Below are 25,564 nucleotides of genomic sequence, written 5' to 3'. Positions count from 1 at the left end.
ACGGTGATGAACGGCGACGACCCCCGCGAGGACCCCCGTAGACGCCGGGTGCCGCCGACGTCCGGCCGCCCCGGCGGCCCCTCGGTGCCCCCACAAGGTCGTCCTCAGCCGCCGCAGGGTCGCGCGATGCCCCCGGATCCGCGCTACGGCCGCCCGCCCGGCAACGACCGGCGCCCGCAGCCCGAGGACGGTCCGACGGTTCGCTACAACCCGGCACCTCGGCGCGGCGCGTCACACGTCGAACCCACCCAGGTGATGCACCGCGGCAACTCCGGTGACCAGCCGCTGGCCTATTCGCAGCTGCCCTACGAGCGCGAGAAGCCGCGTCAGGCACCACCGCCGCCGCCACGACCGCCTCGTGAGCAGGTCAGACACGCACCGACTCAGCGGCCGGTGCCCCACCACGACGCACTCCCGCCCCGACGCACTCCCCCGCCGGTCACCGGGGGCAGGCAGCCGCAGCCGCCACGGCGCAGGCGCAAACGTCATCCGTTCCGGTGGCTGATGGTGATCATCGTGCTGTTGATCGCCGGCCTGATCGCCGCGGTCGTACACCTGGACAACTCACTCACCCGCATCACCGCGCTGCCCTCCTACAGCGACCGCGTGAGCAATACCCCCGGCACCAACTGGCTGCTGGTCGGCTCCGACGGCCGTGGTGACCTCTCCACCGAGCAGGAACAGGAACTCGCGACCGGCGGCGACACCGGACCCGAACGCACCGACACGATCATGATGGTGCACATTCCGGGCTCCGGTCCGACCACCATGGTCAGCCTTCCGCGCGACTCCTACGTGAACATCCCCGGCCACGGCAAGGACAAGCTGAACGCGTCGTTCGCGATCGGCGGCGCGTCGCTGCTGGTCCAAACGGTGGAGGAAGCGACGGGCGTGCGGATCGACCACTACGCGCAGATCGGCTTCGGTGGTTTCGCCAGTGTCGTCGACGCGTTGGGTGGGCTCGAGATGTGTCTGGACGAACCGATCGTCGACCCGCTGGCCGGGCTCGACCTGCCCGCGGGCTGCCAGGAACTGTCCGGCCCGCAAGCACTCGGCTTCGTTCGCACCAGGGCGACCCCGAACGCCGATGTCGACCGGATGAACCATCAGCGGATGTTCATGGCGGCGCTGTTGAAGAAGGCCACGAGCATGGGCACCCTCGCGAATCCGTTCTCGTTGTGGCCCATGGCAACCGGGGTCGCCGGTTCCCTGAAGGTCGACGACGGAGACCACATCTGGAACCTCGCGGCACTCGGCTGGGCGATGCGCGGCGACACCGTGACCACCAGCGTTCCGATCGGCGGATTCGACGACACCGACGTGGGCAATGTGTTGCTCTGGGACAAGTCCAAGGCCTCTGGTTTCTTCGAGGCGCTCGCCACCGATCAGCAGATCCCAGAGGAACTGCTCACGCGGTAACGTCGAGGTATGCCCGAGAACCTGTCGTTCACCGAACTCCTCCGTGACCAGGTCAGAGCCGGTCTGACCGCGGCGCATCAGTATCTGGCCGCCGCCGTCTATTTCGACGCACAGGATTTACCCGAGCTGGCCGCGCAGACCTACGCGCGTTCGACGTCGAATCACGGGCACGCGATGCGCATGGTGCAGTACCTGCTCGACCGCGATGTGCCGATCGCGATCGGCGGGCTCGACGAGGTCCGCTCGGAATTCGACTCCCCGCGCGCCACGATCGCCTTTCTGCTCGACCGCGAGCGCGTCACCACCGCGCAGGTCAGCGCTCTCGCCGCGGCCGCGCGCGACAGCAATGATTTTCTCGGCGAACAATTCATGCAGTGGTTCCTCGGCGAGCAGGTCGACGATGTCGCCGCGATGACCACCCTGTTGACCGTGCTCGACCGGCAGGACAACCTGTTCGACGTCGAGGAATTCATCCGCCGTGAACTGCGCGGGACGGTGCGAATCGATACCACCGCACCCCGAATGGCAGGCGCGACTTAGGAAATACTTGGTTAGGGAATACTGTCCTCAATAAGGCTGCACTTGGATGACAACCCCTATGACCAGCATTAATGTGGCGGCCATGTCGATTCATCCGGAAGCCCCGCGAAGCAAGTTCCACACTCTGCTCCAAGACCAAATCCGGCATGAGTTCAATGCCGAGCACCAGTACATCGCGATCGCGGTGTGGTTCGACAACCACGACCTGCCGCAGCTGGCCAAGCGCTTCTACGCGCAGTCGGTGGAAGAACGCAACCACGCGATGATGATCGTGCAGTACTTCGTCGACCGCGACATCTCCGTGGAGATCTCGGGCATCGACGCGGCGAAGTCGAAGTTCGAGTCCGCCCGTGAGCCGATCGAACTGGCGTTGACCCAGGAGAAGACGGTCACCGATCAGATCGTGCAGCTGGCGAGCACCGCCCGTGAAGAGGGCGATTACCTCGGCGAGCAGTTCATGCAGTGGTTCCTGAAGGAACAGGTCGAAGAAGTGGCGCACATGACCACGCTGCTCAATATCGCCGATCGCGCCGGGTCGAACCTGTTCGACCTGGAGGAGTTCATGTGGCGCGAGCTGAGCACCCCGAAGGATGCGTCCGGGGCGCCGTCGGTCGCGGGCGGCAGCGTCTAGCTCGAACGCGAAAGGATTCGGCTCGCGGGCAGCGAGCCGAATCCTTTGTGCGCGTTTACCAGCCGGAGCCGGAACCGCCCGAGCCGGTGTTGGCCAGCACGGTGCCGATCACGATCTGCGCGAGACCAGCGATAGATCCGAGAAATTCCACGATGCCTCTTACTTTCCTCTTCACCGATTGTCCGGTTCAGTCGTGAACCTAGCGGATCGAATCTGTGAAAGAGACATGTTTCATTAAGTTCAGCGCAGGGTGACCTGACGCGAACGCAGACCATCGCGCGAACGACGTTCTTCGCTGGTCATAGGCGCGTCGGACGCCAGCGCTTCGGCCAGGCGAGCACCGAATTCCCGCGCCGGAGCTTCCCATTCGGCCGGGTGCCGCTCGGGATCGAGGTCGAACACCGGCACCAGCAGACCGTGCGTACGGAACGAACCGGCGAAGCGCGAACCCTCACCGAGGTGCAGGCCACCGGTGGCGTGCACGCGAGCCAGGGCCAGCATCAGCGCGTCTTCGTCCTCGGGACGCACCCAGCGCACATGCGCCTTCTCGCCCGCGTCGACCCACCAGGCCGCGCCGACGGAATCCGGGCCGAGGTCGAGGCGCGCCGACGGCATGATGGCCTGCTTGGCCTGCTCGATCGTCGCCGCCACCTGCGGATCCGGGGTGACGCCCTCGGGCACCCACCAGTCGAAGTCCTGGTGCACGGTGAGCTCGAGGTCGGCGCCGGGATCGATGACATCGGCGAGGCGCGGACCACCGTCGACGGCGTCGGCGGAGTTCAGCGACTCGCCGGGCTCGGCCGACTGGGTCCACAGGATCGCCGCCGCGATATCGGCCGACGGGTCTTCGCCGCGGAACTGCATCTGCGTGCCGACGAAGCCGACCGGCTCGTCGCCTGCGCGCACCAGCGCGGCCACCGCGCCGGGCAGCACCGTCGCCAGGGTGACCTCACGCTGCGCGGCCACACCGGGCGCGAGCTTCAAGGTCGCGGTCGCCGACGGCACGAACTCCCGCAGCGCCACCAGATCACATTCGGCGGCAAGACCCTCGAACGGCCGTGTCACGGCCGCGGATGCCTGCTCCTGCGCCGCACGCCGCTGCGCGAGACGCTGAGCCCGATTACTGTCGGGCTTCGGACTGTTCCGCTTGCTTTTACCCACGCGTGGAGTTTATGGCCGAGCGGCGAGTTCGCTTACCGCGCCCCCTGCCCACGCCCGCCGTGTCCGGTGCGGGCGATCAGACTCCGGCCAGTAGCGCCTTCGTGCGGCCCGGGTGGTTGGTCGCCACCCAGCTGACGCCGAGGTCGGCGCACAACGTCACGTCTTCCGGATCGTCCACGGTCCAGCAGTAGGTGGCCCGGCCCGCCGCGGCGGCCTTGTCGACGAGTTCGGGATGCTCGCGCAGCGTCTTCACCGAAGGGCCGACCGCGGTTGCGCCGACCGTGGTGGCCGCGCCCCCGCCGAGGAACCGCGACGATTCGCCGAGCAGTACCGTCGGCAACAGTGGTGCGGCACGGCGGATCCGCCAGACCGCGGTCGCCGCGAACGACATCACCACCGCGCGGGAGTGATCGGCCGAAGCGGGCGTGGCGATGCCGAAACGCTGGAGTTCGGCGAGCACCTTGTTCTCCACCAGGGCGCCGTAGCGCACCGGGTGCTTGGTCTCGATGAACAGTTTCGTCGGACGGGTGCGCCAGTCGAGGACGAGGCCGATCAGATCGCTCAGCGCGAGCACACCCTGCGGCTCTTCGCCGGTGCCGAAGTTCATGTCGCGCAACTCGTCCAGCGTCAGTTCACTGACCAGGCCGGTGGCATCGGCGGTGCGGTCGACCGTGCGGTCGTGCACGCAGACCAGGTGGCCGTCACGGGTGAGCCGGACGTCGCATTCGACACCGTCGGCGCCCTCCTGCAGCGCTAGTTCGTACGCGGCGAGGGTGTGCTCGGGTCGTGCCGCCGACGCACCACGATGCGCCACCACGAAGGGTGGGCGATTGCTCTGGCTCACTTGGCCACGACCTCCTCCTGCGTATTCTCGCCTGTCCGGACGGAATCCGCGCGCTCGGCCTCATCGTGCCCGACGTCATCGCGCGCCGCGACGTCGCGCACTGCGACAGCGCCCGGCTCGACCGGCGCGATGACGACCTCGGCGGGATCGGCCGCCATCACCCAACGGTGCGCCGACCTGACCTCCCCACGCAGGTCACGGCCCTCCAGCGTGCGCACCATCCACAACGTCAGCACCGCAAACGCGGCCGCGCACAGGTTGGTGAAACCGGTGAAGGAGACACCGTCGGCCTCGGCCTGCAGGGTCGACGCGTCGCGCCACAGCGTCGCCGCGATCAGCAGCAGCCCGCTGAATGCCCAAGCGGCCCACCAGATCCGCACCGCCCGCCACGAACGCGGATCCGGGTCGGCGCCGAGGAGTTCGGTGAGGAACACGCCGGGCCAGATCAGATTGACGCCCGGCACCAGGCATCCCGCGATCAGCGACCACCGTTTGCGTGGGTCGCGCTTGCCGTAGGCGGTGAACACGATCGTGCGCGCTTCGATGAGCCAGGCGACCAGCGACACGGCCGTCACCAGCGCGCAGAGGGGCGCGAGGACGCCGAACACCAGCACCGTCGCGTCGGAGATCGACAGCAGCCAGCCGGGGATGAGCCGGGCGCGGTTCTGCAACAGGATCAGGTAGCGGCCGTATTCGGCGAGGCCGGCGAGCAGGAACGCGAGCGCGGTCGTGACCAGCAGCCGATCGCGGCGGACGGCGAGACCGCGCAGGGGACGCTCGGGTGGGCGGGCCACGGACGGCGGCGGATCGAGCAGGCCCCAGCGCGGGGTCTCGGTGTAGCGCGGGGTCGGCCCGAGCGGGGCCGAGGTGGTCGCGCTCGCCTTACGGGTGCGGTGGTCGGGTCGGCGCGCGACCCAGCGGTAGTTGCGCTGGGTGGCCGGCGCGTCGACTCTGCCGGGCGAGAGCAGCACCCCTCGGCAGCGCGGGCACCAGTGCATCGGCGCGCCCTGCACGGCCCACCGCGCACCACAGCGTGCACATGGTTGCACCACCGAACTCACCCGCGCACCCCGCTTCCGGACTAGTAGATCTTGGCTTCGTGTTCGCCGTCGGCGACCACCGGGCGGCCGGTCTGCTGCCAGGCCACCATGCCTCCCGCGACATCGACCGCTTCGTACCCGATGTGGGCGAGATACCGGACGACCTCGATGGACCGGCCACCCTGTCTGCACACGATGTAGAGCTCGGCGTCGATATCGAGCTCGTCGAGGCGGGCGGGCACGTCGGCCATCGGGATGTGGACCGCGCCCGGCGCGTGGCCGAGGTTCCATTCATCGGGTTCGCGCACGTCGAGCAGCTGCGCGCCCGGCGCCGGGTCCGCGTCGTCGAACGCGGCGGGTACCGCACCCACCGGCACCGTGGGGACATCGGAGCTCGTCACGCCTCGATCCTGCCATGCCGCGCGGATCGCCGGGCGAGGCTGTGCGAGGACGGTGCGATCCGCGAGCCCCAGCTATCGGTCAGCACACAGCCAACGGGAACCGGCTGCCGACGACGCCGACAGCCGGGTGGAACCAGCCGGGAACAACCGATCCGGGACTCCCCTCCATGTCATCCCGGAGCGGTCGTTCGCCGCTGACGTCGGGATTCGTGGAGTGTGTTCTGTCCCGACATCTACTTGGACGCAAGTGGGGCCGAATCGGTTCCATAAAAACGAGAACACTAGAGAAAATCCTAAATCCTGGGATCTGGGCGGCCGGATCGGTAGCCTGGGCGCATGAACGTGAGCAGGGGGCTACTCGACAGTTTCGACATCAACGGCTTGAATACCGCTTTGTCCGAATCCACGTGTCTAGGGGTAGAAGTGGATGCCGCGGCGGGCAGGCTGCAACTCGCTCTGGAGGTGCTGACGCTACCCACGGATGGACCCGCGCCGATCGACACGAAAGTCCTGCTCACCTTCACCGGAGTCACCCGCGTCGCGGCCTCCCTGCGCATCCAGCGCTGGGACGATGTCGACGCCCGCGTGCTTCCGCTGAGCCTCGACCAGCTCGACGAGGCCATCGAGAGCTTCGGCGGCGGCGGGCTGCACGGGTGGGAGTTCATCGACCTCGACGACAGCGGGTGGACGCTGTGGAGCGAGTTGCTCAGCTTCGACACCGTGCTCGATCAGCGCATCGCCGCGCATGTCATCGAGTTCTCCCAGGAGGAGGGCATCGACCCGCGCGAACTCGACGTCCGCGTGTGGTTCGACAAGATCTCGGTCACCGACACCGCGGGCCGCGAGATTCCGATGAACGAGTTCATCGACGGCGGCCGGCGCTGGTGGGACGCGCACGCCACCGGCGATGCCAGGACGACGAAAGCCGACATCGCGCCGCCGCTGTAATTTTGGAGCGCCGGCGCGCTCGAGCGGGGCCCTTCGGGCCCCTGATCTTCCCTCCCTCCGGGCACTCCTTCGTCGCACCCTCCACTCAGTCCAGATCAGGGCGGGCCCCGCCGGTAGAGACATACGGGGAATCGGGGGCACGGTTCGCGGGTTGCACGGGGCGGGTGTACGAATGATGGTTGGTGTTGTCGTCCGAACTGGGCGCACACAGCCCGACACACGGAAAGGGACATCGTGGCCGTCTACACGCTGCCGGAACTGGATTACGACTTCGGCGCACTGGAGCCTCACATCTCCGGTGAGATCAACGAGATCCACTACACCAAGCACCACGCTGCCTACGTCGCAGGCGCCAACAAGGCGCTCGAGCAGCTCGAGGAAGCTCGCGAATCCGGCGACCTGGCTGCCATCCTGCTGCTGGAGAAGAACCTGGCCTTCCACCTGGGTGGCCACTACAACCACTCCGTTTGGTGGAAGAACCTTTCCCCCAACGGCGGCGACCAGCCGGAAGGCGACCTGGCCGCGGCCATCGCCGACCAGTTCGGTTCGTTCGACAAGTTCCGCGCGCAGTTCACCGCTGCCGCCAACGGCCTGCAGGGCTCCGGCTGGGCCGTCCTGGGTTACGACACCCTCGGCCAGAAGCTGCTGACCTTCCAGCTGTACGACCAGCAGGCCAACGTGCCCACCGGCATCATCCCGCTGCTGCAGGTCGACATGTGGGAGCACGCCTTCTACCTGCAGTACAAGAACGTCAAGGCCGACTACGTGACCGCGTTCTGGAACGTCGTCAACTGGGCTGACGTGCAGGACCGCTTCGCCCGGGCCGTAGGCCAGGGCAAGGGCCTGATCTTCGGCTGATAGCGCCCTTCAACGGGCCCGCCTGCGATTTTCGCAGGCGGGCCCGTTGTCGTTTTGCCCGATTAGCACTCTTTGGTACTTGTGTGCCAGATGGGTTAGGGGCTATTCCTGTCTTATACGGGCACAGTCGCCCCCGTTAGTCGGGAGGCCATCATGAACACACAGGGTCCGATCGGGATCACGCCGTTTCAGGCGCGCGGTCGACTACGGGGATTCGTGGTTTCGGGGCGGTGGCCGGATACCACCAAGGAATGGGCGCAGGTACTGGTGCTGGCCGTGCGGGTGGCGTCGATGCCCGGTCTGCTGGTGACCACCACGGTGTTCGGGGTACGCGAGGAGCTGCCCGACGATCCGGAACCCGGCACGGTGGGGCTGGTGATGGCGGAAGGCCCGGTCCTCGGCGACGAGGCGATCGAGCCCGGCCGGTTCGCCGCGCATGTGCCGCCCGCGCTGCTGATGCTGCATCCGCCCTCGGAGACCCGTCCGTCGCTGCCCGAATGCGCGGGCGCGGCCTCGGGCTGCGTCCTGCTGCCCGGCGTGCCGCACCTCGGTTTGGAGCATCGCGCCGCATGGGCAGAGGCCGAACTCGACGGCACGATCACCTCGCTGGTGAGCCGGGTCGGCATGGATCTGATCAGCGATCCAGACACCGCCGTGCTCGCAATGCTGCTGGCGTCCTGAGCCTTTCGACCGTGACGGCCGGGCGAATGCCTGGCAACGGGTCTGCGTGGTGCTGAAATCAGGGAAACCGAACTATCGCCGCCGCACACCCAAACTTATTGCGCCCATTGAGATTTGGATTACGAGCGCTTGGCATACCAGGAGCAATCGGGCTAGAGTGGTGGACAGCGAAGGGGAGTAGCCCGCAATCGCCCAGTCGACATACTGATCGCCCGCCGAATTCGGCGCGGTCCGGCTGCGTGAACCGGTGACCACCGGTGGGCGAGACCTTCGGCCACGAACCGATCCGTCGACCGGTGTGGCTGAAGGCGCACCCGTCTTTCAGCCACAGGCCGGAGTATTTCCTGGGAGCTGACCTCATGATCGCCACGATTCTGCTGAGCTTCGGCGTGCTCTTCCTCGCCGAACTCGGCGACAAATCGCAACTCATGGCGTTGACGTTCTCGCTGCGCTACCGCTGGTGGGTGGTGCTGGCAGGCATCAGCGTCGCCAGCGTGGCCGTGAACCTCATCGCCGCGGGCGTCGGCCACTTCCTCGGCACCGCGCTCCCCGCGAACGCCATCGCCGTCATCACCGCGCTCACCCTGCTCGTGGTCGGCCTCTGGACGCTGCGCGACGCGCTCACCAGCCATGACGACTCCGACGAAGCTCCAGCGCCGTCGAGCACCCGCAATGCCTTTCTCGTGGTGATCTCCGCCTTCACCCTCGCCGAACTCGGCGACCGCACCATGTTCGCCGCCGCCGCCCTCGCCTCCAACAACAACTGGCTGGCCGTCTGGATCGGCTCGGTCGCGGGCATGGTGGCCGCGGGCGCGCTGGCGATCCTGGTCGGCAAGATCGCGGGCAAGCACCTGCCCGAGCGCGGCATCGCCATCGCATCGGGCCTGCTGTTCCTGTTCTTCGCCGCGAAGACCGTGCTCGACGCGTTCGTGCCCGGTCTCGGCGGTTGGGCGTCGGCCGGGCTGGCGCTACTGGCCCCCGCGATGGCCGGTCTCGGCGTCGGAGTATGGCGCGCCACGCGGCGCACGGCGCCCGATCCGGCCGAGCTGGCGGCGCGCTGATTCAGTCGGCGAAGGCGTTGCCGTAGAGCGTGCCGGAGCGTTCGGCAAGCGCGATCAGCTGGTCTTTGATGCCGCGCAGGCTTTCCGGGTCGTCGGCGGCGATCCGGCCGGTGACCATCGCGCCGATGGCGGCGGCCAGGGTCGCGCAGGCGAACCGCTGTTCTTCGGATTCGGCGCCGAGCATGGTGGCCACCACCTCGACGAAACGATGCTGCAGGTCCATGCGCGCCTCGATGGCCGACGGGCCGACCGCGTAGACCTCCACCAGGAACAGCCGGGCCGAGGCCGGGTCGTCGATCATGTGCTCGAAGTAGGTGGTGAGGATGCGATCCATCCTGGTGAGCGCGTCGGTGTCGACGCAGTCGGCGATCACCGCTTGAAGCTTCGCGGCCAGGGAGTTCGACACCCGATCGAAGGCCGCGTTGAAGCAGTCCTCTTTCGAGCGGAACAGCTCGTAGAACGTTTCCCGTGAAACCCCGGCCCGCTTGAGCACGGCCGCGACCGGCGTGCCGACATAGCCGCCCACAGTCATCGCCTCGCCCATCGCGACGAGGATGCGCTCACGCTGAGAGGCGACGACTTCTTCGCGCGAGAGGTGGTGGCGTCCACGCGGAAGTTGTTGCCGCAGTGTCGAATCGTTCATGATTGCCGTTCCATTCTGCGGGGTCGGGCGGGCTGTTCGGTGGTGAAGGGGACCTCTTCGGTGCGGGCGATGTCGATGGCGCGGGCCAGGCGGTCGCCTTGCACCCGCTGCACGACCAGTTGGGCCAGCAGTCGAAACGGCCGCACCAACGCTACCCACCAGGGCGAGACAACGGTCTTCCTTCGTCGCGCGATGGCTCGTTCCATCGCCTCGACCGCGGGGCCGACCGGCGAGCTGCCGGTCAGGCTGGTCTCCCCCAGCACGGTGTGCGCGGCGACTGTCCCGAATCCGCGCACCGTCATGTCGGTCTCGATCCCGGCGAAATAGCTCACCCCCACCTTCGCCCCGGTGGACCGTAGTTCCGCGCGCAGCGTGGCCCCGAGCGAGGCCACCGCCGCCGCCGAGGCGCTGTAGGCCCCGCCGAGCGGCAACTGCACGGCTGTGGAGATCGACGACATCATCAGCACATACCCGCCCGGATGCGAAAGATGCGCACCCGCCGCCGACACCGTGTAGGCGACCCCGAGCACATTCACCGCGAGGGTCTCCTCGAGCACCGACGGGTCCCCGCCGATCATCGCCATCTGCTTGGCGACTCCAGCGTTGGCCACCAGCACATCGAGCCCGCCGAGTTCGGCGACCAACGCCTCGACCACCCGCTCGACCTGCCCCCGATCGGCCACATCGCAATACCGCCACGGCACGCCACCGCATTCGGCGGCCACTTCGGCCAGCAGTTCCGGTTCGAGCCCGAGGAGGGCCACATGGGCGCCGTGAGCGGCCAATCTCCGAGCCAGCGCGGCGCCGATCCCGCGTGCGGCCCCGGTGATCAGGACCTTGCGTCCGGCCACGGAAGGACCGGCGAACGATCTCATGACGGCACGCTACCACTGGTAAACACTGGTGTTCACGACGATTTCCCCACCGCCCGATATGGGTGTTCCAGAGCACACCCGTCACACGCTAAGGTGCCCTTATTGGCAACCGGCACAATAAGCCGTAGGCCATAGAGTTCCAGGCGCACCCCTCCTCGTAGGGGGTGCGACGAAGGAGCGCGTTCTCGGCGCGCCTCCGCCGATGGACTGACCGAAGGGTGCGACGAAGGAGTACCCGTAGGGAGGGAAGAGGCGGAGTCAAGCGCCGAGAACAGCGGCACCAGCCGCAAATAAACACAGAGAGGACCATCAGTGGAGATTTCGGGTTCCGCCGCCATTGTCACCGGAGGCGCGTCCGGCCTCGGTGCCGCCACCGCCAAGCGTCTCGCCGACGCGGGCGCCACCGTCTTCGGCCTGGATGTCCCCCAGTCCATCGAGCGCGCGGGCGACAACGTTCCCGCGGGCGTCACCCTGATCGCGGCCGACGTGACCAGCGGTGACGAGGTCGCCGCCGCGATCGCCCAGATCACCGAGGGCCCGGCGCCGCTGCGCATCGTGGTCAACTGCGCCGGCGTCGGCTGGGCGGGTCGCATCCTGTCCAAGAACGGCCCGCACGACCTGGAGCTGTTCCGCACCGTCATCACCGTGAACCTGCTCGGCACGTTCAATGTGATGCGTCTGGCCGCCGACGCCATCGCCAAGACCGAACCGGTCGACGAGTACGGCCAGCGCGGCGTGGTCATCAACACCGCCTCGGTCGCGGCCTTCGAAGGCCAGGTAGGCCAGATCGCGTACTCCGCCTCCAAGGGCGGCGTCCACGGCATGACCGTTCCCGCTGCCCGCGACCTCGCCCAGTTCGGCATCCGCGTGAACACCATCGCCCCCGGCATCATCGACACCCCGATGCTCGCCGGCGTCACCCCCGAGTACCGCGCTGGCCTCGAAGCCGGCGTCCCGTTCCCCTCCCGCCTCGGCCGCCCGGACGAGTACGCCCAGCTCGTCGAGTACATCGCGAGCCACGACTACCTCAACGGCGAGACCATCCGGATGGATGGCGCGCTGCGCATGGCACCGCGCTAGAAATCCGCTGTTCGACGGCGCCTGGCCTCTACCGGCCAGGCGCCGTTCGTTTTTCGGGTGAGGTCAGGTGTCGGCGCGGTGGTCGAGTTCGCGCTGGAGGTCGGTGTTGATCCGCTGTGCCTCGGCGAGCTGATCCTCGAGGATCACGATCCGGCACGACGACTCGAGCGCGTTGCCCGCATCGACGAGTTCGCGCACGCGCGCGGCGATGCGCAGCTGATAGCGCGAGTAGCGGCGGTGTCCGCCCGCCGAGCGCTGCGGGGTCAGTAGCCGCGCGGCGTCGAGGCCGCGCAGGAACGCCTGGGTGACGCCGAGGATCTCCGCGGCGCGTCCCATGCTGTAGGCGGGGTAGGTGTCGTCATCGAGCTTGTCCGCCGCGCTGGGACCGTCGGCGGGATTGATGTTCGGGTGCTGCACGAGGCCTCTCGGGTTCAACGCCGGAAGGCCCCGGCGCGCTGGGCGCCGGGGCCGTAATTTACGACTGAGGGAATGTTCTGAGATACCGCATCCGACAACTTCTGGGATGCGGGACATGTAAATGGCTGATCAGTGGCCACCACCTCCTGAATCGTCGGTTCTACCTGCGGTAATTCACTTGCCTTGCTTCTTCGTCCCCCGGCGGTCCAGCCGACTGCACCGGATTCTCTTCTCCGCCTGAGGGGACGGTCGAACTTGTCGTTCCGGGCAGTTCACCTGCCCGGCCATTTGATTTCTTAACAGGAACGAGAGCGACTATATACCCCCGAAACCGAGAATGTCTACACCCGACACGACAGATTTACTCCACTCGCGGTGACGGCAGGCCGACGAGCGATTACACGGGGCGGGTGAAGGTGACCAGCGAGCGCCCAGGGCCGTTGTAGTCGGGGACGGGTCCGGCGACGGTGAAGCCGAGGCTGCGGTGGAAGTCGATGCTGGTGTAGTTGGCCGGCGACGTTATCGCGGTGACGATGGTGCGATTGTCGGAGCGAGCGATGGTGAAGAACGCTTCGTAGAGGGTTCTGCCCAGGCCGGCCTTGCGAGCGTCGGGACGGACCGCGACGAAGTGGATGTAGGCCGTGTACGGGTCAGAGGGAGAGCCGAAACCCACCAGGAAGCCGGAGATTCCGTTGTCGTCGGAGGCGATGAGACTGGTGCGATGGAAGTGGTCGAGGAACATCCGGGGAAGGTTGTGCACCGCCGCTCTGCCCCACCAGTTGTCGACTACGCCGATAACGGTGTCGTAGTCGTCGGGTCTCGCTCGACGAATTTCGTGCCCCACCATCACTCCATGGTGACCCCGATGTGGCGTGTCAGCACCGGAATTGCCGGTGAACAAAAACTGCCCGCCACCGAAACCGGTAGCGGGCAGTCCACAGTGCGGGTGATCTCAGACCGTGCGGGTGAGCCGTTCGGTGAGCAACTGGGCGAAGCGGGCGGGGTCCTTGAGTTCGCCGCCCTCGGCGAGAACCGCTGTGCCGTAGAGGAGTTCGGCGGTCTCGGCGAGCTCGGGGACCTTGCCTTCGTCGGCGTCGGACTTGCGCGCGTCGTAGGCGTCGCGCAGACCGGTGACCAGCGGATGGGTGGGGTTGAGCTCGAGAATCCGCTTCGACTCCGGCAGCGCCTGACCCGAGGCGCGGTACATGCGCTCGAGCATGGGGGTGAAGTCGTAGACGTCACCGACCAGGCAGGCGGGCGAGGTGGTGAGGCGGTTGGTGAGGCGGACCTCCTTGGCGACATCGGTCAAAGTGCCACCGAGCCAAGCGAGTAGGTCGCCGAAGTCCTTGTCCTGCTGTTCGCGCAGGGCTTCGGTTTCCTTCTTCTCGTCCTCGGTTTCCAGGTCCACCTCGCCCTTGGCGATGGACTGGAAACTCTTGCCCTGGAATTCGGGCACCGAGCCGACCCACATCTCGTCGACGGGATCGGTGAGGATCAGCACCTCGCGGCCCTTGGCCGTGAAGGCCTCCAGGTGTGGCGAATTCTCCACCTGCGCACGGCTTTCGCCGGTCATGTAGTAGATCGACTCCTGGCCGTCCTTCATCCGCTCCACGTACTGCGCGAGCGTGGTGAGCTCGGACTCCGAGGCGGTGGAGGCGAAAGAGGAGACGGTGAGCAAGGTTTCGCGGTTGTCGGTATCGGAGAGCAAGCCCTCCTTGACAACTCGACCGAACTGCGCCCAGAACGTCTGGTACCTGGTCTGATCCTCGGCGCCCTGCAGATCCTTGACCGTGGACAGCACCTTCTTCACCAGGCGCTTGCGGATCATCTGGATCTGGCGGTCCTGCTGCAGGATCTCGCGGGAGACGTTGAGCGAGAGGTCCTGCGCGTCGACGACGCCCTTGACGAAGCGCAGGTACTCCGGCATCAGTTCTTCGCAGTTGTCCATGATGAACACGCGACGCACGTAGAGCTGCACACCGCGCTTGTGCTCACGGGTGAACAGGTCGAACGGTGCGATCGAGGGAATGAACAGCAGCGCTTGGTATTCGAAGGTGCCCTCGGCCTTCATCGGGATGATCTCGAGCGGCTCGTCCCAGGCGTGCGAGACGTGGTGGTAGAACTCCTTGTACTCCTCCTCGCTCACCTCGCTCCGGGGGCGCGTCCACAAAGCCTTCTGCGAGTTGAGGATCTGGTCCTCGACGATGGTCTTGTCGACCTTGTCCTCGCCCTCCCCCTCGGTCACCGTGCGCTCGACCTGCATGCGGATCGGCCAGGCGATGAAGTCGGAGTACTTGCGGACGATCTCGCGCAGCTTCCATTCCTGCGTGTAATCGAAGAGGTGATCGTCTTCGTCGGCGGGCTTGAGCTCGAGGGTCACCGAGGTGCCCTGCGGTGCGTCGGCGACGGTGTCGATGGAGTAGGTGGAGCTGCCCGCGGCGGCTTCCCAGCGGGTGCCTTCGGTCTCGCCCGCCTTGCGGGTGGTGAGGACGACCCTGTCGGCGACCATGAAGGTGGAATAGAAGCCGATGCCGAACTGGCCGATCAGCTCCTCGGCGGCGGCGTCGGACTTGGCCTCGGTGAGCTTGCGGCGCAGGTCGGCGGTACCGGATTTGGCGAGGGTGCCGATCAGGTCGATCACTTCGGCGCGGGACATGCCGATGCCGTTGTCGCGCACCGTCAGGACACGCTTGTCCTGGTCGACCTCCAGCTCGATGTGCAGGTCGGAGGTGTCGGCGCCCAGGTCTTTGTCCTGGTAGGCGGCGAGTTTGAGCTTGTCCAGTGCGTCGGAAGCGTTCGAGATCAGCTCCCGCAGGAAGGTGTCTTTGTTGGAGTAGACCGAGTGGATCATCAGCTCGAGGAGCTGGTGGGTCTCGGCCTGGAACTCGAGGGTTTCGACGTGCTGCTCAGTCACGCCCCCGATGGTATTACGGCGCCTGTCGCGGTGTTCCCGAGGACCCTGCGTGGTGACGCCGCGCTAGCTCACCGGTCGCACCGCGCCGAAATCGGCCAGCGAGGGAACCTCGGCGGCCGCCCGCTTCGACATCCAATCGCGCAGGACCTGGGTGGCGCGCACGTCGTCCTCGTTGTAGACGAACAGGCGGGTGCGCTGCGACATGTCGATGACGTCGTCGTACCCGACGGCGCGGCGGTACCAGCCCATCGACGCCTCGCCGCCCGCCTCCGGATCACGCCAATGGAACCCGGCTACGGGCGCGATCTTCTTGAGCCCTTTACCGTTCGGGCAGATGAACTGCTCGGTGACGGCTTGGAACATGTCGACCCATTCCTTCGAGTCGACGAACGCGCGCACTTCCTCGTGGGTCGGGATACCGGGGCGCCCGGCGAATCGGCGGGCCGATTCGTAGAGCCACTTGTCCTCGGCGGTACGCGAATAGCAGTAGGCGGCAAAGGTTTTGCCCGCGGCATGGGCTTCGGCGCGCCGCTCCATCAACCAGGTCCAGAATTCGCCGAACGAACGGCCCTCGTCCTCGGTGGGCAGCGGATCCCAGGTGAAGAACGGGCGGTAGACGTCGTCGAGCAGGGTGCCCCACAGATAGGCGCCGTCTTCCTGGTAGCTCTCCAGGTCGACGTCGATCTCCACATCGGCGCGACGCACGCTCACCTGCTCGAACCGGCGCACCAGCGGGGCGCCGTCGATCCAGGCGCGGGCGGTGACGACGGTTTCGGCGAACGGCCCGTGCTGCCAGTCGTCGGGTTCCTCGCCCTCCCAGGCGGCGAGTTCGTCGACCGTCTCGATCCCGTGCAGGCGCAGAACGTCCGCGCGCGACCCCGGTGCGACCAGGCTCACATCACGCATCTGCGCCAGCGTCGCCTCACAGCTGGGTTGGCCCTCAGGACCGCGCACCCACCAGGGGCACTGCCTGCACTCGGGCACTTTCGACGGTTGGGTCGGCAGTTCTCCGCGCACCACCGCGATGCGGTCGGCATAGCGTTGGTCGTAATCGGCCAGCACGCTCGTCAGGTCGTGCACCAGGATCCGGTCGGCGACCAGGCCGATCGCACCGCCGATCAGGGCGGGGCTCGCCATGCCGTAGCGCTGCAACATCCGGTACAGGTGAGCGAGGCGCTGCTGGTCGCGCGGCTGCGGGCGCAGTTTCACGTGTTTGTCGCGGCGGGGCTGCCACTGGAACAGATCCGAGGTCAGCGGGTGGAAATCGGCCGGGTCGGGCCTGCGCGGGTCGGTGACCTTGTGGTTGACCACGATGATCGGGATGTAACCGCCGCGATCGTCGTCGCGCAGCAGGATCTCGACACCGCCGCGTCGACCGGTATCGGCTTCCTGCGGCAGCAGTCCGCCCCAGATGCGCGGGGCGCCCGCCTCGATGGCGGCCATCGTCGCGGCGGCTTTGGCGCCACCACGCAATTCCGGGTCGATCACCACCCAGTCGGCGGGGGCGGCCGCCACCAGTTCGTCGCGGATCCTGGTGCGATGAGCGGTGGCGGCGTCGCGACGCTGCTGCACGCCCGGATCCTCGCGGACCTCGGCGAGCACCCCCGGATTCTCGGCATCGAGGCGCAGCCGGTGCCTGCATCCGATCAGTGAGCGCGCGTCCAGGAAGGCGGTGCGGAAATCCGCAGCGGAAGCGGGGACCGGGCTACGCACCGGCCCGCCGTCGAAGTCGTCCTCGGCTGCACGCACGCAAGCAGTATGGGCCTTACCCCCGACACAATGCCCAATCGCTACCCTGATCCCACTACGCTACGGAGAACGGCGGGCCGCTTGGAGGCGGTGCTGCCTCATGACTTGGCGAGCATGACGGAGGGCCTGATCCCATGGGGTTGTTCAGCAAGCGGAAGCGGCGGCCGAGCCGACGCGCTGAGGCGAAAGCACTCAAGCACAAAGCCGCGGTGGAGGCGAAGCTGAGCGCCAAGAACGAGCGCAAGGCGGCCAAGGCGGGCGAGCGGGTGAACCGGCGCGCGGCCAAGGCACAGGCACGCACGGCCGACAAGGTGGCCAAGGCGCAGATCGCGACCCTGCAGGCCGAGGAAAAGGCCGCGCAGAAGGCCGCCGCGAAGGCCGATCGTGAGCTGTTCAGCGCGAGTCAGATCCGCAAGTACATCGGGGTGGCCCGAGTCCTCATCCCCGTGCTCGCCCCGCTGGCTTATCGCGGCGCCACGATGGTGCGCGGGCAGCTCGACGCCCGCAAGGCGCAGCAGCTCGGTATCGGCTTGGATCAGCTCAGCGAGTTCAGCGGACACGGTGCGCGGCTGCAGGCCCGCATCACCAATACCGAGGAAGCCCTCGACAAGATCGCCGCCGACAAGGCGGGCGACGCCGGCACCGAGAAGTTCGTCGAGGCGGCGCGCTCGCGCCTGGCCGACCTGAACGTGGCGGTGCGTACGGCCGAGCAGATGCCCGCCGCGCGCCGCAAGGCTGTCCACGCATCGATCTCGGCCGAGCTGTCCGTGCTGGAGAACGACGTGCTCGCTCGCCTCGGCGTTCGCTGAGCCTGCCGTGACCACGCCGCAGCTCACCTCCCGCTTGCGCGGTGGTGGCTGCGGCGTACTCGTGGGCGCGCTGGCTGTGGCCGCGCACGGGATCGGCGGCGGGGTGCCGAAGTCGGCGGAAATCGCACTGCTGCTGCTGGTTTCCTTGACGGCCGGAATATTCGCCGCAGGCGCCACCGCCGAACGCGCTGGGCTGCGGACACATTCGTACCGTCGGCCCGCGACGTTGCGCACGGCCGCCGCGTTGATCGGTGGTCAGTGGGCCGGGCACTTCGCGCTGTCGGCGACGCTCGACCATCACGGGCTGCTCCACCTGCCGAGTCTGTCGATGATCGCCGCGCACCTCGTCGCGGCAGGTGCTTGTGCCGCACTGATACTCGTCGCCGAGCGGCTGTATCTCGTCGCGTCGAGCGTGGTTCGAGCCGTGCTCAGCAGTCCCGTCGCGCTCGCGCACCGCACTGTCCGCTGGTTCGCCACGGTCACCGTCGCGCGCGGGGCACGTCCGAAGGGTGCGCGATGTCCGCGCGCACCGCCGTTGTTCGCCTGATTCACCACGACATCAGAATTCTTCGGACGACAAGGCATCCCATGCACAACTTCATCACCCGTAGCACCGGTACCGCCGCCCTCGCGGCGGGTTTGGTGCTCGCCGCCTGCGGTTCGGCGGCAGCCCACGTGACTGTCGACGCGCCGGGCGCCGCCCAGGGCAAGTACACCGTCGCCACCTTCAAGGTGCCGACCGAATCCGAGACCGCGTCCACCACCGCGCTGCGCGTGACCGTGCCGAACCTGAAAAGTGTTCGGACCGAGCCGATGCCGGGTTGGACGTCGAAGGTCGAGCGCAACGACAAGGGCGAGAGCACCGCCGTGGTGTGGTCGGCTGATCCGGGTAACCCCGGCGTCGGGCCCGGCCAGTTCCAGCGGTTCGTGCTCTCGCTCGGCCCGCTGCCCACCCAGGACACCGTGAACTTCCCCGCGCAGCAGACCTACAGCGACGGCAAGGTCGTGGCCTGGGACCAGCCGAGCACCGGCGGCGCCGAGCCCGAACACCCCGCACCCGCGCTCACCCTGTCCGCGAACGGCGGCGCCGAGGGCGGCGACCACCAGGTCGCCTCGGGCGAATCCACCGAGGCGCAAACCGATTCGGTCGCCCGCTGGATGGGCGGAATCGGTCTCGCCCTCGGCCTGTTCGCCGCGGCTCTCGGCCTCGGACTCGTCTTCCGCTCGCGGCGGTCGTCGTGATGCGGAGGATGCTCGTCGGCTTATTCGCCGTCCTGTTCGCCTGCGCCTTCGCGGCGACGGGCACGGCGAGTGCGCATTCCGGCGCGGTGAGCAGTGTTCCCGAGAACGGTTCGACCGTGGAGGTCGGACCGGCGCGGGCCAGCATCACCTTCAATGAGGAACTGCAGCAGAACTTTCCGTCGCTGACCGTGGTCGGCCCGGACGGCAGGCTGTGGTCCAAGGGCAAGGCGCTGGTCGAAGGGCGCAGTGTCAGCGTGGAACTGGGCGAGCTGGGGCCGGTCGGTGAGTACACGATCGCGTTCCGGGTCACCTCCGCCGACGGGCATCCCGTGAGCGGGACAAGGACTTTCACGCTGAGCAAGGCGGGCACCGGCACGCCGGGCGCTCGGCCCGGTGAGGACAAGGCCGACGACGGCGGCGACGGCGGTGTGCCCGTGTGGGTGTTCATCGTCGGCGGGGTGGTGCTGTTCGGCGCCGGCCTCGCGGTGGCGTTGCTCGGCGGCCGGTCCGGTCGCAAGAAGTAGTCGACGATGACGACCGGACGCCGGGAATCCGGTGCCGCGCTGCGGCAATGGCGGGTCCTGGCGCCGGTCGTCGTCGCGGCGCTGGCCGGGGTGGTGCTGGCCTGGCTACTGCGCCGGTCCGGCGGGTTCGCGTGGGTGGCGTTCGCGCGCGTGCTCGCCGACTGCGCGGGCGCGGTCGTGATCGGCCTCGCCGCGCTGCCCCGGCTCAACGACCGGCTGACGGTCGCGTGGCGACCGCTGGCCGTGCTCGCCGGCGTCTGGTTCGCCGCCGAGTTCACCGTGCTGGTGTGCGAGGCCGCCGAGATCGTCGGCGTCGCGGTGACCCAGCTCGGCGCGAGCGATTTCATCACCTTCCTCGGCAGGCTCAGCGGCGGCCAGATCGGCATCGCGATCCTGTTCTGCACCGGCGCGATCGCCTGCTACGCGGCATTGGCCTTCCGTCGGCCCGACACCGCGTCGGCCGATCTGGTGCTCGTGTTCGCGGCGGTGGCGCTGTCGCTGCGTCCGATCACCGGGCACATGTCCCAGCAGATGTTCGGTTCGGTGATCGCCGCGATCCACGCGCTGGCCGCCGCCTGCTGGCTCGGCCTGCTGCTGGCCATGGTCCTGGTCCTGCGCACGCGCGGTGAGTGGGCCGCGACCCTGCCCCGCTACTCCGCCATCGCCGCGCCTCTGGTCGGCGTTGTCGCGCTCACGGGCCTGGTCAACGGTGTGGTGCGACTCGGCGGCATCACTACCCTGCTGACAACCGGCTACGGACGAATCCTGCTGGCGAAGCTCACCATCCTGTGCGTCCTGGTCGTCCTGGGCTGGTGGTGGCGGCGAACCTGGGTCCGCAAGGCCGCCGACCACCGCGTCACCGCCGAGACCTCCCTGCGCAACGCGGCCGCCGAGGTACTGGTGATGGCGCTGGCGTTCGGCCTGGCCGCGACGCTGGCAGTCACCGCGTAGTCGCCTCGGTCACGTTCGGCCTCGATGGCCATTTGACGCCGATACCCACCAATTAGAGTGACCGGTATGACCGAAGTGAGGATTGTTGAAGACGGCGCAGCGCCCGCCGAAACGGCGTTCGCGTTCATCAACGACTACCGCAATCTGCCGAAGTTCTGGTACGGCATCGAATCCTTCACTCCTGTCACCGCGCAGACCGACGGCATCGGCGCGAAGTTCGACGGGAAGATGAAACTGGGCCCCGCGTCGCTGACCTCCCGCATCGAGGTCGTCGGCTGGGAAGAGGGCCGGTTGATCGCCACCAGGTCGATCAAGGGCATCGAGATCGTGGCGACCTTCAAGTTCATCCCCAGGGGCGAGAACGCGTGCACGGTCGACGCGGTGATCGACTTCAATGTCGGCGGCGGCATCGCGGGCAAAATGCTGGGCAAGACGATCGAGCCGTTCGTGAAGATCGCGGTCAAGCACACCACCGACGCCCTCATCCGAGAGATCGAGAAGACCTACCGCGAACAGCCGCATCAGGGCGGGCCTGACACAATCTGACCCATGACCGAATCAGCGAATGTTGTGGCCACCGCCGATCTGGCCGACGAGATCGGCCCCGAGATCCGTAGCTGCGATACGCAGTTCATCCAGTTCGGCGGCCGCGCCGAATTCGCGGGCCGGATCACCACGATCCGCTGCTTCCAGGACAACCTGCTGGTCAAGCAGACCTTGAGCGAGCCGGGCGAGGGCAAGGTGCTCGTCGTCGACGGCGGCGCGAGCGTGCACACCGCGCTGGTGGGCGACATCATCGCCGGGCGTGGCGTGGACAACGGCTGGGCCGGCGTGATCGTCAACGGCGCCGTGCGCGACTCCGCGATCCTGCGCACCCTCGACATCGGGGTGAAGGCGCTGGGCACCAACCCGCGCAAGAGCACCCAGACCGGCAGCGGCGAGCAGGACGTGCCTGTCGAATTCGGCGGCATCACCTTCGTGCCCGGCGAGATGCTCTACAGCGACTCCGACGGCGTCGTGGTTCGCGCCGAGGACTGAGGCGACGCGGGTGTTCGAGGGTCAGCCCTCGGACACCCGTACCTTGTTGCCCGCGAGGACGACCACATCGCCGATCTGCAGTTGCCTGCCGCGACGTAGCTCCACTTCGTCGTTGACGCGCACCAAACCCTGCGCGATCACCGTCTTGGCCTCGGAACCCGAATCGATCAGGTTGGCCAGTTTCAGGAATTGCCCGAGCCGGATGACAACGTCATCGATCGGCACATCAACTGGTTCCGACATGCGCTAATACTTACCCGGTCACGCGAAACCGGTCAGCACCGGCCCCGCGGTTGCCCGCGGTGCGGAACACGCCGCAGCCACCGCCACACCGATCCGGCCCGAATGGACGCACACTGGATCGGTGACTCCCACGCAGGCCGAGCAACACCCCATCGTCGAGGACCGCACGCCGGTGCCGCATCGCGCGCACGGCCGCCTTTCCGAGGTACCGCACATCGCCGGATTGACCCTCGGTGTGTTCGCGGTGCTGCTGACCCTGTGGAGCCTTTCGCCCAGCCTGCGGATCCTCACGCAGGTGCCACGCCACTACGTCGACACCTATTACTTCGACGCCCCCGACACCAGCCTGGTGTGGGCGTTGGTGGTCGGCTTGCTCGCCGGGGCGACCGCGGCCCGCAAGCGGATCGCCTGGTGGCTGCTGGTGGTGTATCTGCTGCTGTACGCGGTGGCCAACATCCTGGACTTCTTCGCCGACGACGATGTGGACGCGCTGGTCGCCTTCATCGTGCACGCGGTGGTGATCGCGATCTTGCTGGCCGCGCGGAAGGAGTTCTACACCCGGGTCCGGCCCGGCGCGCTGTGGAAAGCGCTCGGCGTGCTGGTGGCCGGGTTGGCGCTGGGCTGTCTGCTCGGCTGGGGGCTGGTCGAGCTGTTCCCCGGTTCGCTGCCCGCGGGCGTGCAGCGTCCGCTGTGGGCGGTGTATCGGGTCACCGCCGCCGTGCTGGTGAACAACGAGCACTTCGACGGGCATCCGCGCGCCTGGGTGAACTTCCTGCTCGGCCTGTTCGGCGCGATCGCGCTGCTGGCCGCGGTGGTCGTGCTGTTGCGTTCACAACGCGCCGACAACGCGATGACCGGCCTGGACGAGTCGGCCATCCGCGGACTGCTGGCCATCAGCGATGTGGAGGACTCGCTCGGCTACTTCGCGACCCGCCGCGACAAGGCCGTGGTGTTCGCGCCGAACGGCAAGGCGGCGATCACCTATCGCGTCGAGTTGGGTGTGTGCCTGGCCAGCGGCGATCCGATCGGCCCGAAACAGGGCTGGCCGCAGGCGATCCAGGCCTGGTTGGAGCAGGCCGACCGGTTCGGCTGGCAACCCGCGGTGATGGGCGCGAGCGAACTCGGCGCCACCGCGTACCGCAAGGCGGGGCTGTCGGCGCTGCGTCTGGGCGACGAGGCGATCCTCGACACCCGCACGTTCTCCCTCGCTGGCCCGGAGATGAAACAGGTCAGGCAGGCCGCGAACCGGTTGCGCAAGAACGGCCTCGAAGTGCGGGTGCGCAGGCATCGCGACATCCCGGCCGAGGAGTTCGCCGAGATCGTCGCCCGCGCGGACGCCTGGCGCGACACCGAGACCGAGCGTGGCTTCTCGATGGCGCTGGGCCGCCTCGGTGACCCACTCGACGGTGACTGCCTGCTGGTCGAAGCCGTCGACCACGACGACCGCGTGCACGGCATGCTCTCACTCGTTCCCTGGGGCCGCACCGGCGTCTCGCTGGAACTGATGCGCCGCGACCCGCAGAGCCCCAACGGCGTGATGGAGCTGATGATCTCCCAGCTCGCCCTGAACTCCGATCAGTACGGCATCACCAAGGTGTCGCTGAACTTCGCGGTGTTCCGTTCGGTGTTCGAAGAGGGCGGGCGGATCGGCGCCGGTCCGATCCTGCGGGCCTGGCGCGGTGTGCTGCTGTTCTTTTCGCGCTGGTGGCAGCTCGAGGCCCTGTACCGGTCGAATGTGAAGTACCACCCGCGTTGGGTGCCGCGGTTCTTCCTGTTCGAGGAGCGCAGGCAGCTGCCGCGGGTGGCCACGGCGAGCGGGCTGGCCGAGGGTTTCCTGCCGCGCATCGGCAAAGCGCCCGACGCGGGCGTGCACACCGGTACGAAGGCGGCGGTCCCCGCGACCGTCACCGGCCTCCACCCCGACGGCAGCGCGCCGGAGACACCGGAGAGCGCCGACGACGAGCAGGGTCCGCGCAGGCCGGAGCAGGTACGGGTGCGCCTGGACAAACTCGACCGGCTCACCGCGTCCGGCGTCGACGCCTACCCGCCCGCCTACCCGCCGACCCACGACATCGCCGCGGCCAGACGCTGCCCCAAGGGCACCACGGTGCGCATCGCGGGCAGGCTCTTGCGGATTCGCGACTACGGCGGCGTGATCTTCGCGTTGGTGCGGGATTGGACCGGCGAGATCCAGCTGCTGATCGACCGCGAGCGGGTCGGCGCCGACCGCAGCAACGAATTCACCGAGTTCTTCGACCTGGGCGATCTCATCGAGGTGAGCGGGCAGATCGGCGCCAGCCGCAACGGTGAGCTCTCGCTGCTCGCGCAGGACTGGCGGATGAACGGCAAGTGCCTGCACCCGCTGCCCGACAAGTGGCGTGGGCTGGCGGATCAGGAAGCCAAGGTCCGGCAGCGGTATGTGGACATGGCGATCGACCCCGAGGCCCGCGAGGTGATGGCCAAGCGCAGCGCGGTGCTGCACTCGCTGCGCGATTCCCTCTTTGTCTGGGGCTTTCTCGAGGTGGAGACGCCGATCCTGCAACAGGTGCACGGCGGCGCCAACGCGACCCCGTTCCGCACCCACATCAACGCCTACGACCTCGATCTCTACCTGCGCATCGCCCCCGAGCTGTACCTCAAACGGCTGTGTGTCGGCGGTATGGAGAAGGTGTTCGAGATCGGCCGGACCTTCCGCAACGAAGGCGTGGACTTCAGCCACAACCCCGAGTTCACGATCCTGGAAGCCTATGAGGCGCACAGCGATTACCAGCAGATGATGCACCTGTGCCGTCGGCTGATCCAGCACGCGGCGATGGCCGCCAACGGGGCCGAGGTGGCGTTGCGCCCGAACGACGAGGGCGGATTCGACACCGTCGACATCTCCGGCGAGTGGCGGGTCAAGACCGTGCACGGCGCGGTCTCCGAGGCGATCGGCACCGAGGTGACCCCACGCACCGAGCTGTCCCGGCTGCGCGAACTGTGCGACGAGGCGGGCGTGGCCTACCAGCACGGCTGGGACGCGGGTCAGGTGGTACTGGAAATGTATGAGCACCTGGTGGAATCGCAGACCACCGACCCCACCTTCTACCTGGACTTCCCCACCTCGGTCTCGCCGCTCACCCGCTCGCACCGCAGCATCGACGGCGTGGCCGAGCGCTGGGACCTGGTGGCCTGGGGCGTCGAATTGGGCACCGCCTACAGCGAACTCACCGATCCCGTGGAGCAGCGCCGCAGACTCACCGAGCAGTCGATGCTGGCCGCGGGCGGCGACCCGGAGGCGATGGAACTCGACGAGGACTTCCTGGCCGCACTCGAACACGCGATGCCGCCCACCGGTGGGCTCGGCATGGGGGTGGACCGGGTGGTCATGTTGATCACCGGACGCAGCATCCGCGAGACGCTGCCGTTCCCCTTGGTGAAACCACGGTGAGAACGGGTACAGGTGTATACGGATCGCGACGCGTTCGCGATCAACAACTGCTCCGTCCGGCCCGC

General features: G+C 67.7%; 27 protein-coding genes. 16 read left to right on the top strand and 11 right to left on the bottom strand.

Annotated elements, in window-relative coordinates; translation table 11 throughout:
* Positions 1-6: 6 nt before the first annotated feature.
* The 3 genes from QX204_RS32655 (at position 7) to QX204_RS32645 (ending at position 2,590) form a co-directional block, all read left to right on the top strand.
* On the top strand, positions 7-1,419 hold the full coding sequence (locus tag QX204_RS32655; protein ID WP_301908193.1) for an LCP family protein: 1,413 nt from the start codon (positions 7-9) through the stop codon (positions 1,417-1,419).
* A 9-nt stretch (positions 1,420-1,428) separates the two neighbouring features.
* Positions 1,429-1,959, top strand: a complete 531-nt coding sequence (locus QX204_RS32650; protein WP_301904295.1) for a ferritin — start codon at positions 1,429-1,431, stop codon at positions 1,957-1,959.
* Positions 1,960-2,041: 82 nt separating this feature from the next.
* Complete coding sequence (locus QX204_RS32645) at positions 2,042-2,590, top strand: ferritin (RefSeq protein ID WP_301904294.1); 549 nt, start codon at positions 2,042-2,044, stop codon at positions 2,588-2,590.
* Positions 2,591-2,830: 240 nt separating this feature from the next.
* On the opposite strand, the gene QX204_RS32640 is transcribed toward QX204_RS32645, so the two are convergent.
* From QX204_RS32640 to QX204_RS32625, 4 genes are all read right to left on the bottom strand, one after another.
* Positions 2,831-3,751 (bottom strand): DUF5926 family protein, encoded by a 921-nt coding sequence (locus QX204_RS32640; protein WP_301904293.1) that lies wholly within the window; start codon positions 3,749-3,751, stop codon positions 2,831-2,833.
* A 76-nt stretch (positions 3,752-3,827) separates the two neighbouring features.
* The gene (locus QX204_RS32635; protein WP_301904292.1) at positions 3,828-4,595 is read right to left on the bottom strand and encodes a glycerophosphodiester phosphodiesterase; all 768 of its coding nucleotides are present in this window, start codon (positions 4,593-4,595) and stop codon (positions 3,828-3,830) included.
* Positions 4,592-5,656: a DUF4328 domain-containing protein gene (locus QX204_RS32630; RefSeq protein ID WP_301904291.1), complete on the bottom strand. Its 1,065-nt coding sequence runs from the start codon at positions 5,654-5,656 to the stop codon at positions 4,592-4,594. The genes QX204_RS32635 and QX204_RS32630 overlap by 4 nt, the downstream gene beginning before the upstream one ends.
* Before the next feature lie 20 nt (positions 5,657-5,676).
* Positions 5,677-6,036, bottom strand: a complete 360-nt coding sequence (locus tag QX204_RS32625) for a rhodanese-like domain-containing protein (RefSeq protein ID WP_301904289.1) — start codon at positions 6,034-6,036, stop codon at positions 5,677-5,679.
* Between the two features lie 336 nt (positions 6,037-6,372).
* Here QX204_RS32625 and QX204_RS32620 point away from each other — a divergent pair, with 336 nt between their 5' ends.
* The 4 genes from QX204_RS32620 (at position 6,373) to QX204_RS32605 (ending at position 9,584) form a co-directional block, all read left to right on the top strand.
* Positions 6,373-6,984, top strand: coding sequence for a hypothetical protein (locus QX204_RS32620; protein WP_301904288.1), 612 nt, complete (start codon positions 6,373-6,375; stop codon positions 6,982-6,984).
* Between the two features lie 234 nt (positions 6,985-7,218).
* Positions 7,219-7,842 carry a superoxide dismutase gene (locus QX204_RS32615; protein ID WP_056822473.1) on the top strand — a complete coding sequence of 208 codons (624 nt, stop codon included), beginning with the start codon at positions 7,219-7,221 and terminating at the stop codon, positions 7,840-7,842.
* A gap of 153 nt (positions 7,843-7,995) precedes the next feature.
* Entirely contained in the window at positions 7,996-8,523 is a 528-nt protein-coding gene (locus QX204_RS32610) for a hypothetical protein (protein ID WP_056822475.1), read from the top strand.
* A gap of 359 nt (positions 8,524-8,882) precedes the next feature.
* Positions 8,883-9,584 (top strand): TMEM165/GDT1 family protein, encoded by a 702-nt coding sequence (locus QX204_RS32605; RefSeq protein ID WP_301904286.1) that lies wholly within the window; start codon positions 8,883-8,885, stop codon positions 9,582-9,584.
* Position 9,585: 1 nt separating this feature from the next.
* On the opposite strand, the gene QX204_RS32600 is transcribed toward QX204_RS32605, so the two are convergent.
* Together QX204_RS32600 and QX204_RS32595 are read right to left on the bottom strand one after the other, a co-directional pair.
* Positions 9,586-10,227 carry a TetR/AcrR family transcriptional regulator gene (locus QX204_RS32600; protein WP_301904285.1) on the bottom strand — a complete coding sequence of 214 codons (642 nt, stop codon included), beginning with the start codon at positions 10,225-10,227 and terminating at the stop codon, positions 9,586-9,588.
* Positions 10,224-11,102 carry an SDR family NAD(P)-dependent oxidoreductase gene (locus tag QX204_RS32595; RefSeq protein ID WP_301904284.1) on the bottom strand — a complete coding sequence of 293 codons (879 nt, stop codon included), beginning with the start codon at positions 11,100-11,102 and terminating at the stop codon, positions 10,224-10,226. The genes QX204_RS32600 and QX204_RS32595 overlap by 4 nt, the downstream gene beginning before the upstream one ends.
* A gap of 312 nt (positions 11,103-11,414) precedes the next feature.
* Between QX204_RS32595 and QX204_RS32590 the strand changes: the two genes are divergently transcribed.
* Entirely contained in the window at positions 11,415-12,182 is a 768-nt protein-coding gene (locus tag QX204_RS32590; RefSeq protein ID WP_056822485.1) for an SDR family NAD(P)-dependent oxidoreductase, read from the top strand.
* A gap of 63 nt (positions 12,183-12,245) precedes the next feature.
* Here QX204_RS32590 and QX204_RS32585 read toward each other — a convergent pair whose 3' ends face one another.
* The 4 genes from QX204_RS32585 to QX204_RS32570 form a co-directional block, all read right to left on the bottom strand.
* Positions 12,246-12,599 (bottom strand): MerR family transcriptional regulator, encoded by a 354-nt coding sequence (locus QX204_RS32585; protein WP_301904283.1) that lies wholly within the window; start codon positions 12,597-12,599, stop codon positions 12,246-12,248.
* 397 nt (positions 12,600-12,996) lie between these two features.
* Entirely contained in the window at positions 12,997-13,446 is a 450-nt protein-coding gene (locus tag QX204_RS32580; protein WP_301904282.1) for a GNAT family N-acetyltransferase, read from the bottom strand.
* A 105-nt stretch (positions 13,447-13,551) separates the two neighbouring features.
* Positions 13,552-15,513: a molecular chaperone HtpG gene (gene htpG, locus QX204_RS32575; protein ID WP_301904281.1), complete on the bottom strand. Its 1,962-nt coding sequence runs from the start codon at positions 15,511-15,513 to the stop codon at positions 13,552-13,554.
* Between the two features lie 63 nt (positions 15,514-15,576).
* The gene (locus QX204_RS32570) at positions 15,577-17,226 is read right to left on the bottom strand and encodes a TM0106 family RecB-like putative nuclease (protein WP_301908192.1); all 1,650 of its coding nucleotides are present in this window, start codon (positions 17,224-17,226) and stop codon (positions 15,577-15,579) included.
* A gap of 170 nt (positions 17,227-17,396) precedes the next feature.
* Here QX204_RS32570 and QX204_RS32565 point away from each other — a divergent pair, with 170 nt between their 5' ends.
* From QX204_RS32565 to rraA, 7 genes are all read left to right on the top strand, one after another.
* The gene (locus QX204_RS32565; protein WP_301904280.1) at positions 17,397-18,071 is read left to right on the top strand and encodes a DUF6474 family protein; all 675 of its coding nucleotides are present in this window, start codon (positions 17,397-17,399) and stop codon (positions 18,069-18,071) included.
* A gap of 7 nt (positions 18,072-18,078) precedes the next feature.
* A complete protein-coding gene (locus tag QX204_RS32560) occupies positions 18,079-18,618 on the top strand; it encodes a hypothetical protein (protein WP_301904279.1) in 540 nt (179 codons plus the stop codon).
* A gap of 41 nt (positions 18,619-18,659) precedes the next feature.
* Positions 18,660-19,313, top strand: coding sequence for a YcnI family copper-binding membrane protein (locus QX204_RS32555; RefSeq protein ID WP_301904278.1), 654 nt, complete (start codon positions 18,660-18,662; stop codon positions 19,311-19,313).
* On the top strand, positions 19,313-19,837 hold the full coding sequence (locus tag QX204_RS32550; protein WP_301904277.1) for a copper resistance CopC family protein: 525 nt from the start codon (positions 19,313-19,315) through the stop codon (positions 19,835-19,837). The genes QX204_RS32555 and QX204_RS32550 overlap by 1 nt, the downstream gene beginning before the upstream one ends.
* Before the next feature lie 6 nt (positions 19,838-19,843).
* Complete coding sequence (locus QX204_RS32545) at positions 19,844-20,788, top strand: CopD family protein (protein ID WP_301904276.1); 945 nt, start codon at positions 19,844-19,846, stop codon at positions 20,786-20,788.
* Positions 20,789-20,854: 66 nt separating this feature from the next.
* Entirely contained in the window at positions 20,855-21,334 is a 480-nt protein-coding gene (locus QX204_RS32540) for an SRPBCC family protein (protein ID WP_301904275.1), read from the top strand.
* A 3-nt stretch (positions 21,335-21,337) separates the two neighbouring features.
* Positions 21,338-21,826 (top strand): ribonuclease E activity regulator RraA, encoded by a 489-nt coding sequence (gene rraA, locus QX204_RS32535; RefSeq protein WP_056822505.1) that lies wholly within the window; start codon positions 21,338-21,340, stop codon positions 21,824-21,826.
* Between the two features lie 21 nt (positions 21,827-21,847).
* On the opposite strand, the gene QX204_RS32530 is transcribed toward rraA, so the two are convergent.
* Positions 21,848-22,069, bottom strand: a complete 222-nt coding sequence (locus tag QX204_RS32530) for an RNA-binding S4 domain-containing protein (protein ID WP_056822507.1) — start codon at positions 22,067-22,069, stop codon at positions 21,848-21,850.
* Positions 22,070-22,220: 151 nt separating this feature from the next.
* On the opposite strand from QX204_RS32530, the gene lysX reads away from it, so the two are divergent.
* Entirely contained in the window at positions 22,221-25,499 is a 3,279-nt protein-coding gene (lysX, locus tag QX204_RS32525; protein ID WP_301908191.1) for a bifunctional lysylphosphatidylglycerol synthetase/lysine--tRNA ligase LysX, read from the top strand.
* Positions 25,500-25,564 lie beyond the last annotated feature (65 nt).

It is taken from the genome of Nocardia sp. PE-7 (assembly GCF_030486425.1).
In the GTDB taxonomy this organism is placed as follows: domain Bacteria; phylum Actinomycetota; class Actinomycetes; order Mycobacteriales; family Mycobacteriaceae; genus Nocardia; species Nocardia salmonicida_A.
This window is presented reverse-complemented; position numbering and strand designations above follow the sequence as displayed.

What these genes read in the sequence shown, in the direction of transcription:
- QX204_RS32600 (WP_301904285.1), bottom strand. Translation starts at nt 10,227, where the DNA reads ATGAACGATTCGACACTGCGGCAACAACTTCCGCGTGGACGCCACCAC.
- QX204_RS32530 (WP_056822507.1), bottom strand. Translation starts at nt 22,069, where the DNA reads ATGTCGGAACCAGTTGATGTGCCGATCGATGACGTTGTCATCCGGCTC.
- QX204_RS32650 (WP_301904295.1), top strand. Translation starts at nt 1,429, where the DNA reads ATGCCCGAGAACCTGTCGTTCACCGAACTCCTCCGTGACCAGGTCAGA.
- rraA (WP_056822505.1), top strand. Translation starts at nt 21,338, where the DNA reads ATGACCGAATCAGCGAATGTTGTGGCCACCGCCGATCTGGCCGACGAG.
- QX204_RS32595 (WP_301904284.1), bottom strand. Translation starts at nt 11,102, where the DNA reads ATGAGATCGTTCGCCGGTCCTTCCGTGGCCGGACGCAAGGTCCTGATC.
- QX204_RS32655 (WP_301908193.1), top strand. Translation starts at nt 7, where the DNA reads ATGAACGGCGACGACCCCCGCGAGGACCCCCGTAGACGCCGGGTGCCG.
- QX204_RS32605 (WP_301904286.1), top strand. Translation starts at nt 8,883, where the DNA reads ATGATCGCCACGATTCTGCTGAGCTTCGGCGTGCTCTTCCTCGCCGAA.
- QX204_RS32610 (WP_056822475.1), top strand. Translation starts at nt 7,996, where the DNA reads ATGAACACACAGGGTCCGATCGGGATCACGCCGTTTCAGGCGCGCGGT.
- QX204_RS32545 (WP_301904276.1), top strand. Translation starts at nt 19,844, where the DNA reads ATGACGACCGGACGCCGGGAATCCGGTGCCGCGCTGCGGCAATGGCGG.
- QX204_RS32550 (WP_301904277.1), top strand. Translation starts at nt 19,313, where the DNA reads ATGCGGAGGATGCTCGTCGGCTTATTCGCCGTCCTGTTCGCCTGCGCC.
- QX204_RS32645 (WP_301904294.1), top strand. Translation starts at nt 2,042, where the DNA reads ATGTCGATTCATCCGGAAGCCCCGCGAAGCAAGTTCCACACTCTGCTC.
- QX204_RS32620 (WP_301904288.1), top strand. Translation starts at nt 6,373, where the DNA reads ATGAACGTGAGCAGGGGGCTACTCGACAGTTTCGACATCAACGGCTTG.
- QX204_RS32540 (WP_301904275.1), top strand. Translation starts at nt 20,855, where the DNA reads ATGACCGAAGTGAGGATTGTTGAAGACGGCGCAGCGCCCGCCGAAACG.
- QX204_RS32580 (WP_301904282.1), bottom strand. Translation starts at nt 13,446, where the DNA reads ATGGTGGGGCACGAAATTCGTCGAGCGAGACCCGACGACTACGACACC.
- QX204_RS32565 (WP_301904280.1), top strand. Translation starts at nt 17,397, where the DNA reads ATGGGGTTGTTCAGCAAGCGGAAGCGGCGGCCGAGCCGACGCGCTGAG.
- QX204_RS32555 (WP_301904278.1), top strand. Translation starts at nt 18,660, where the DNA reads ATGCACAACTTCATCACCCGTAGCACCGGTACCGCCGCCCTCGCGGCG.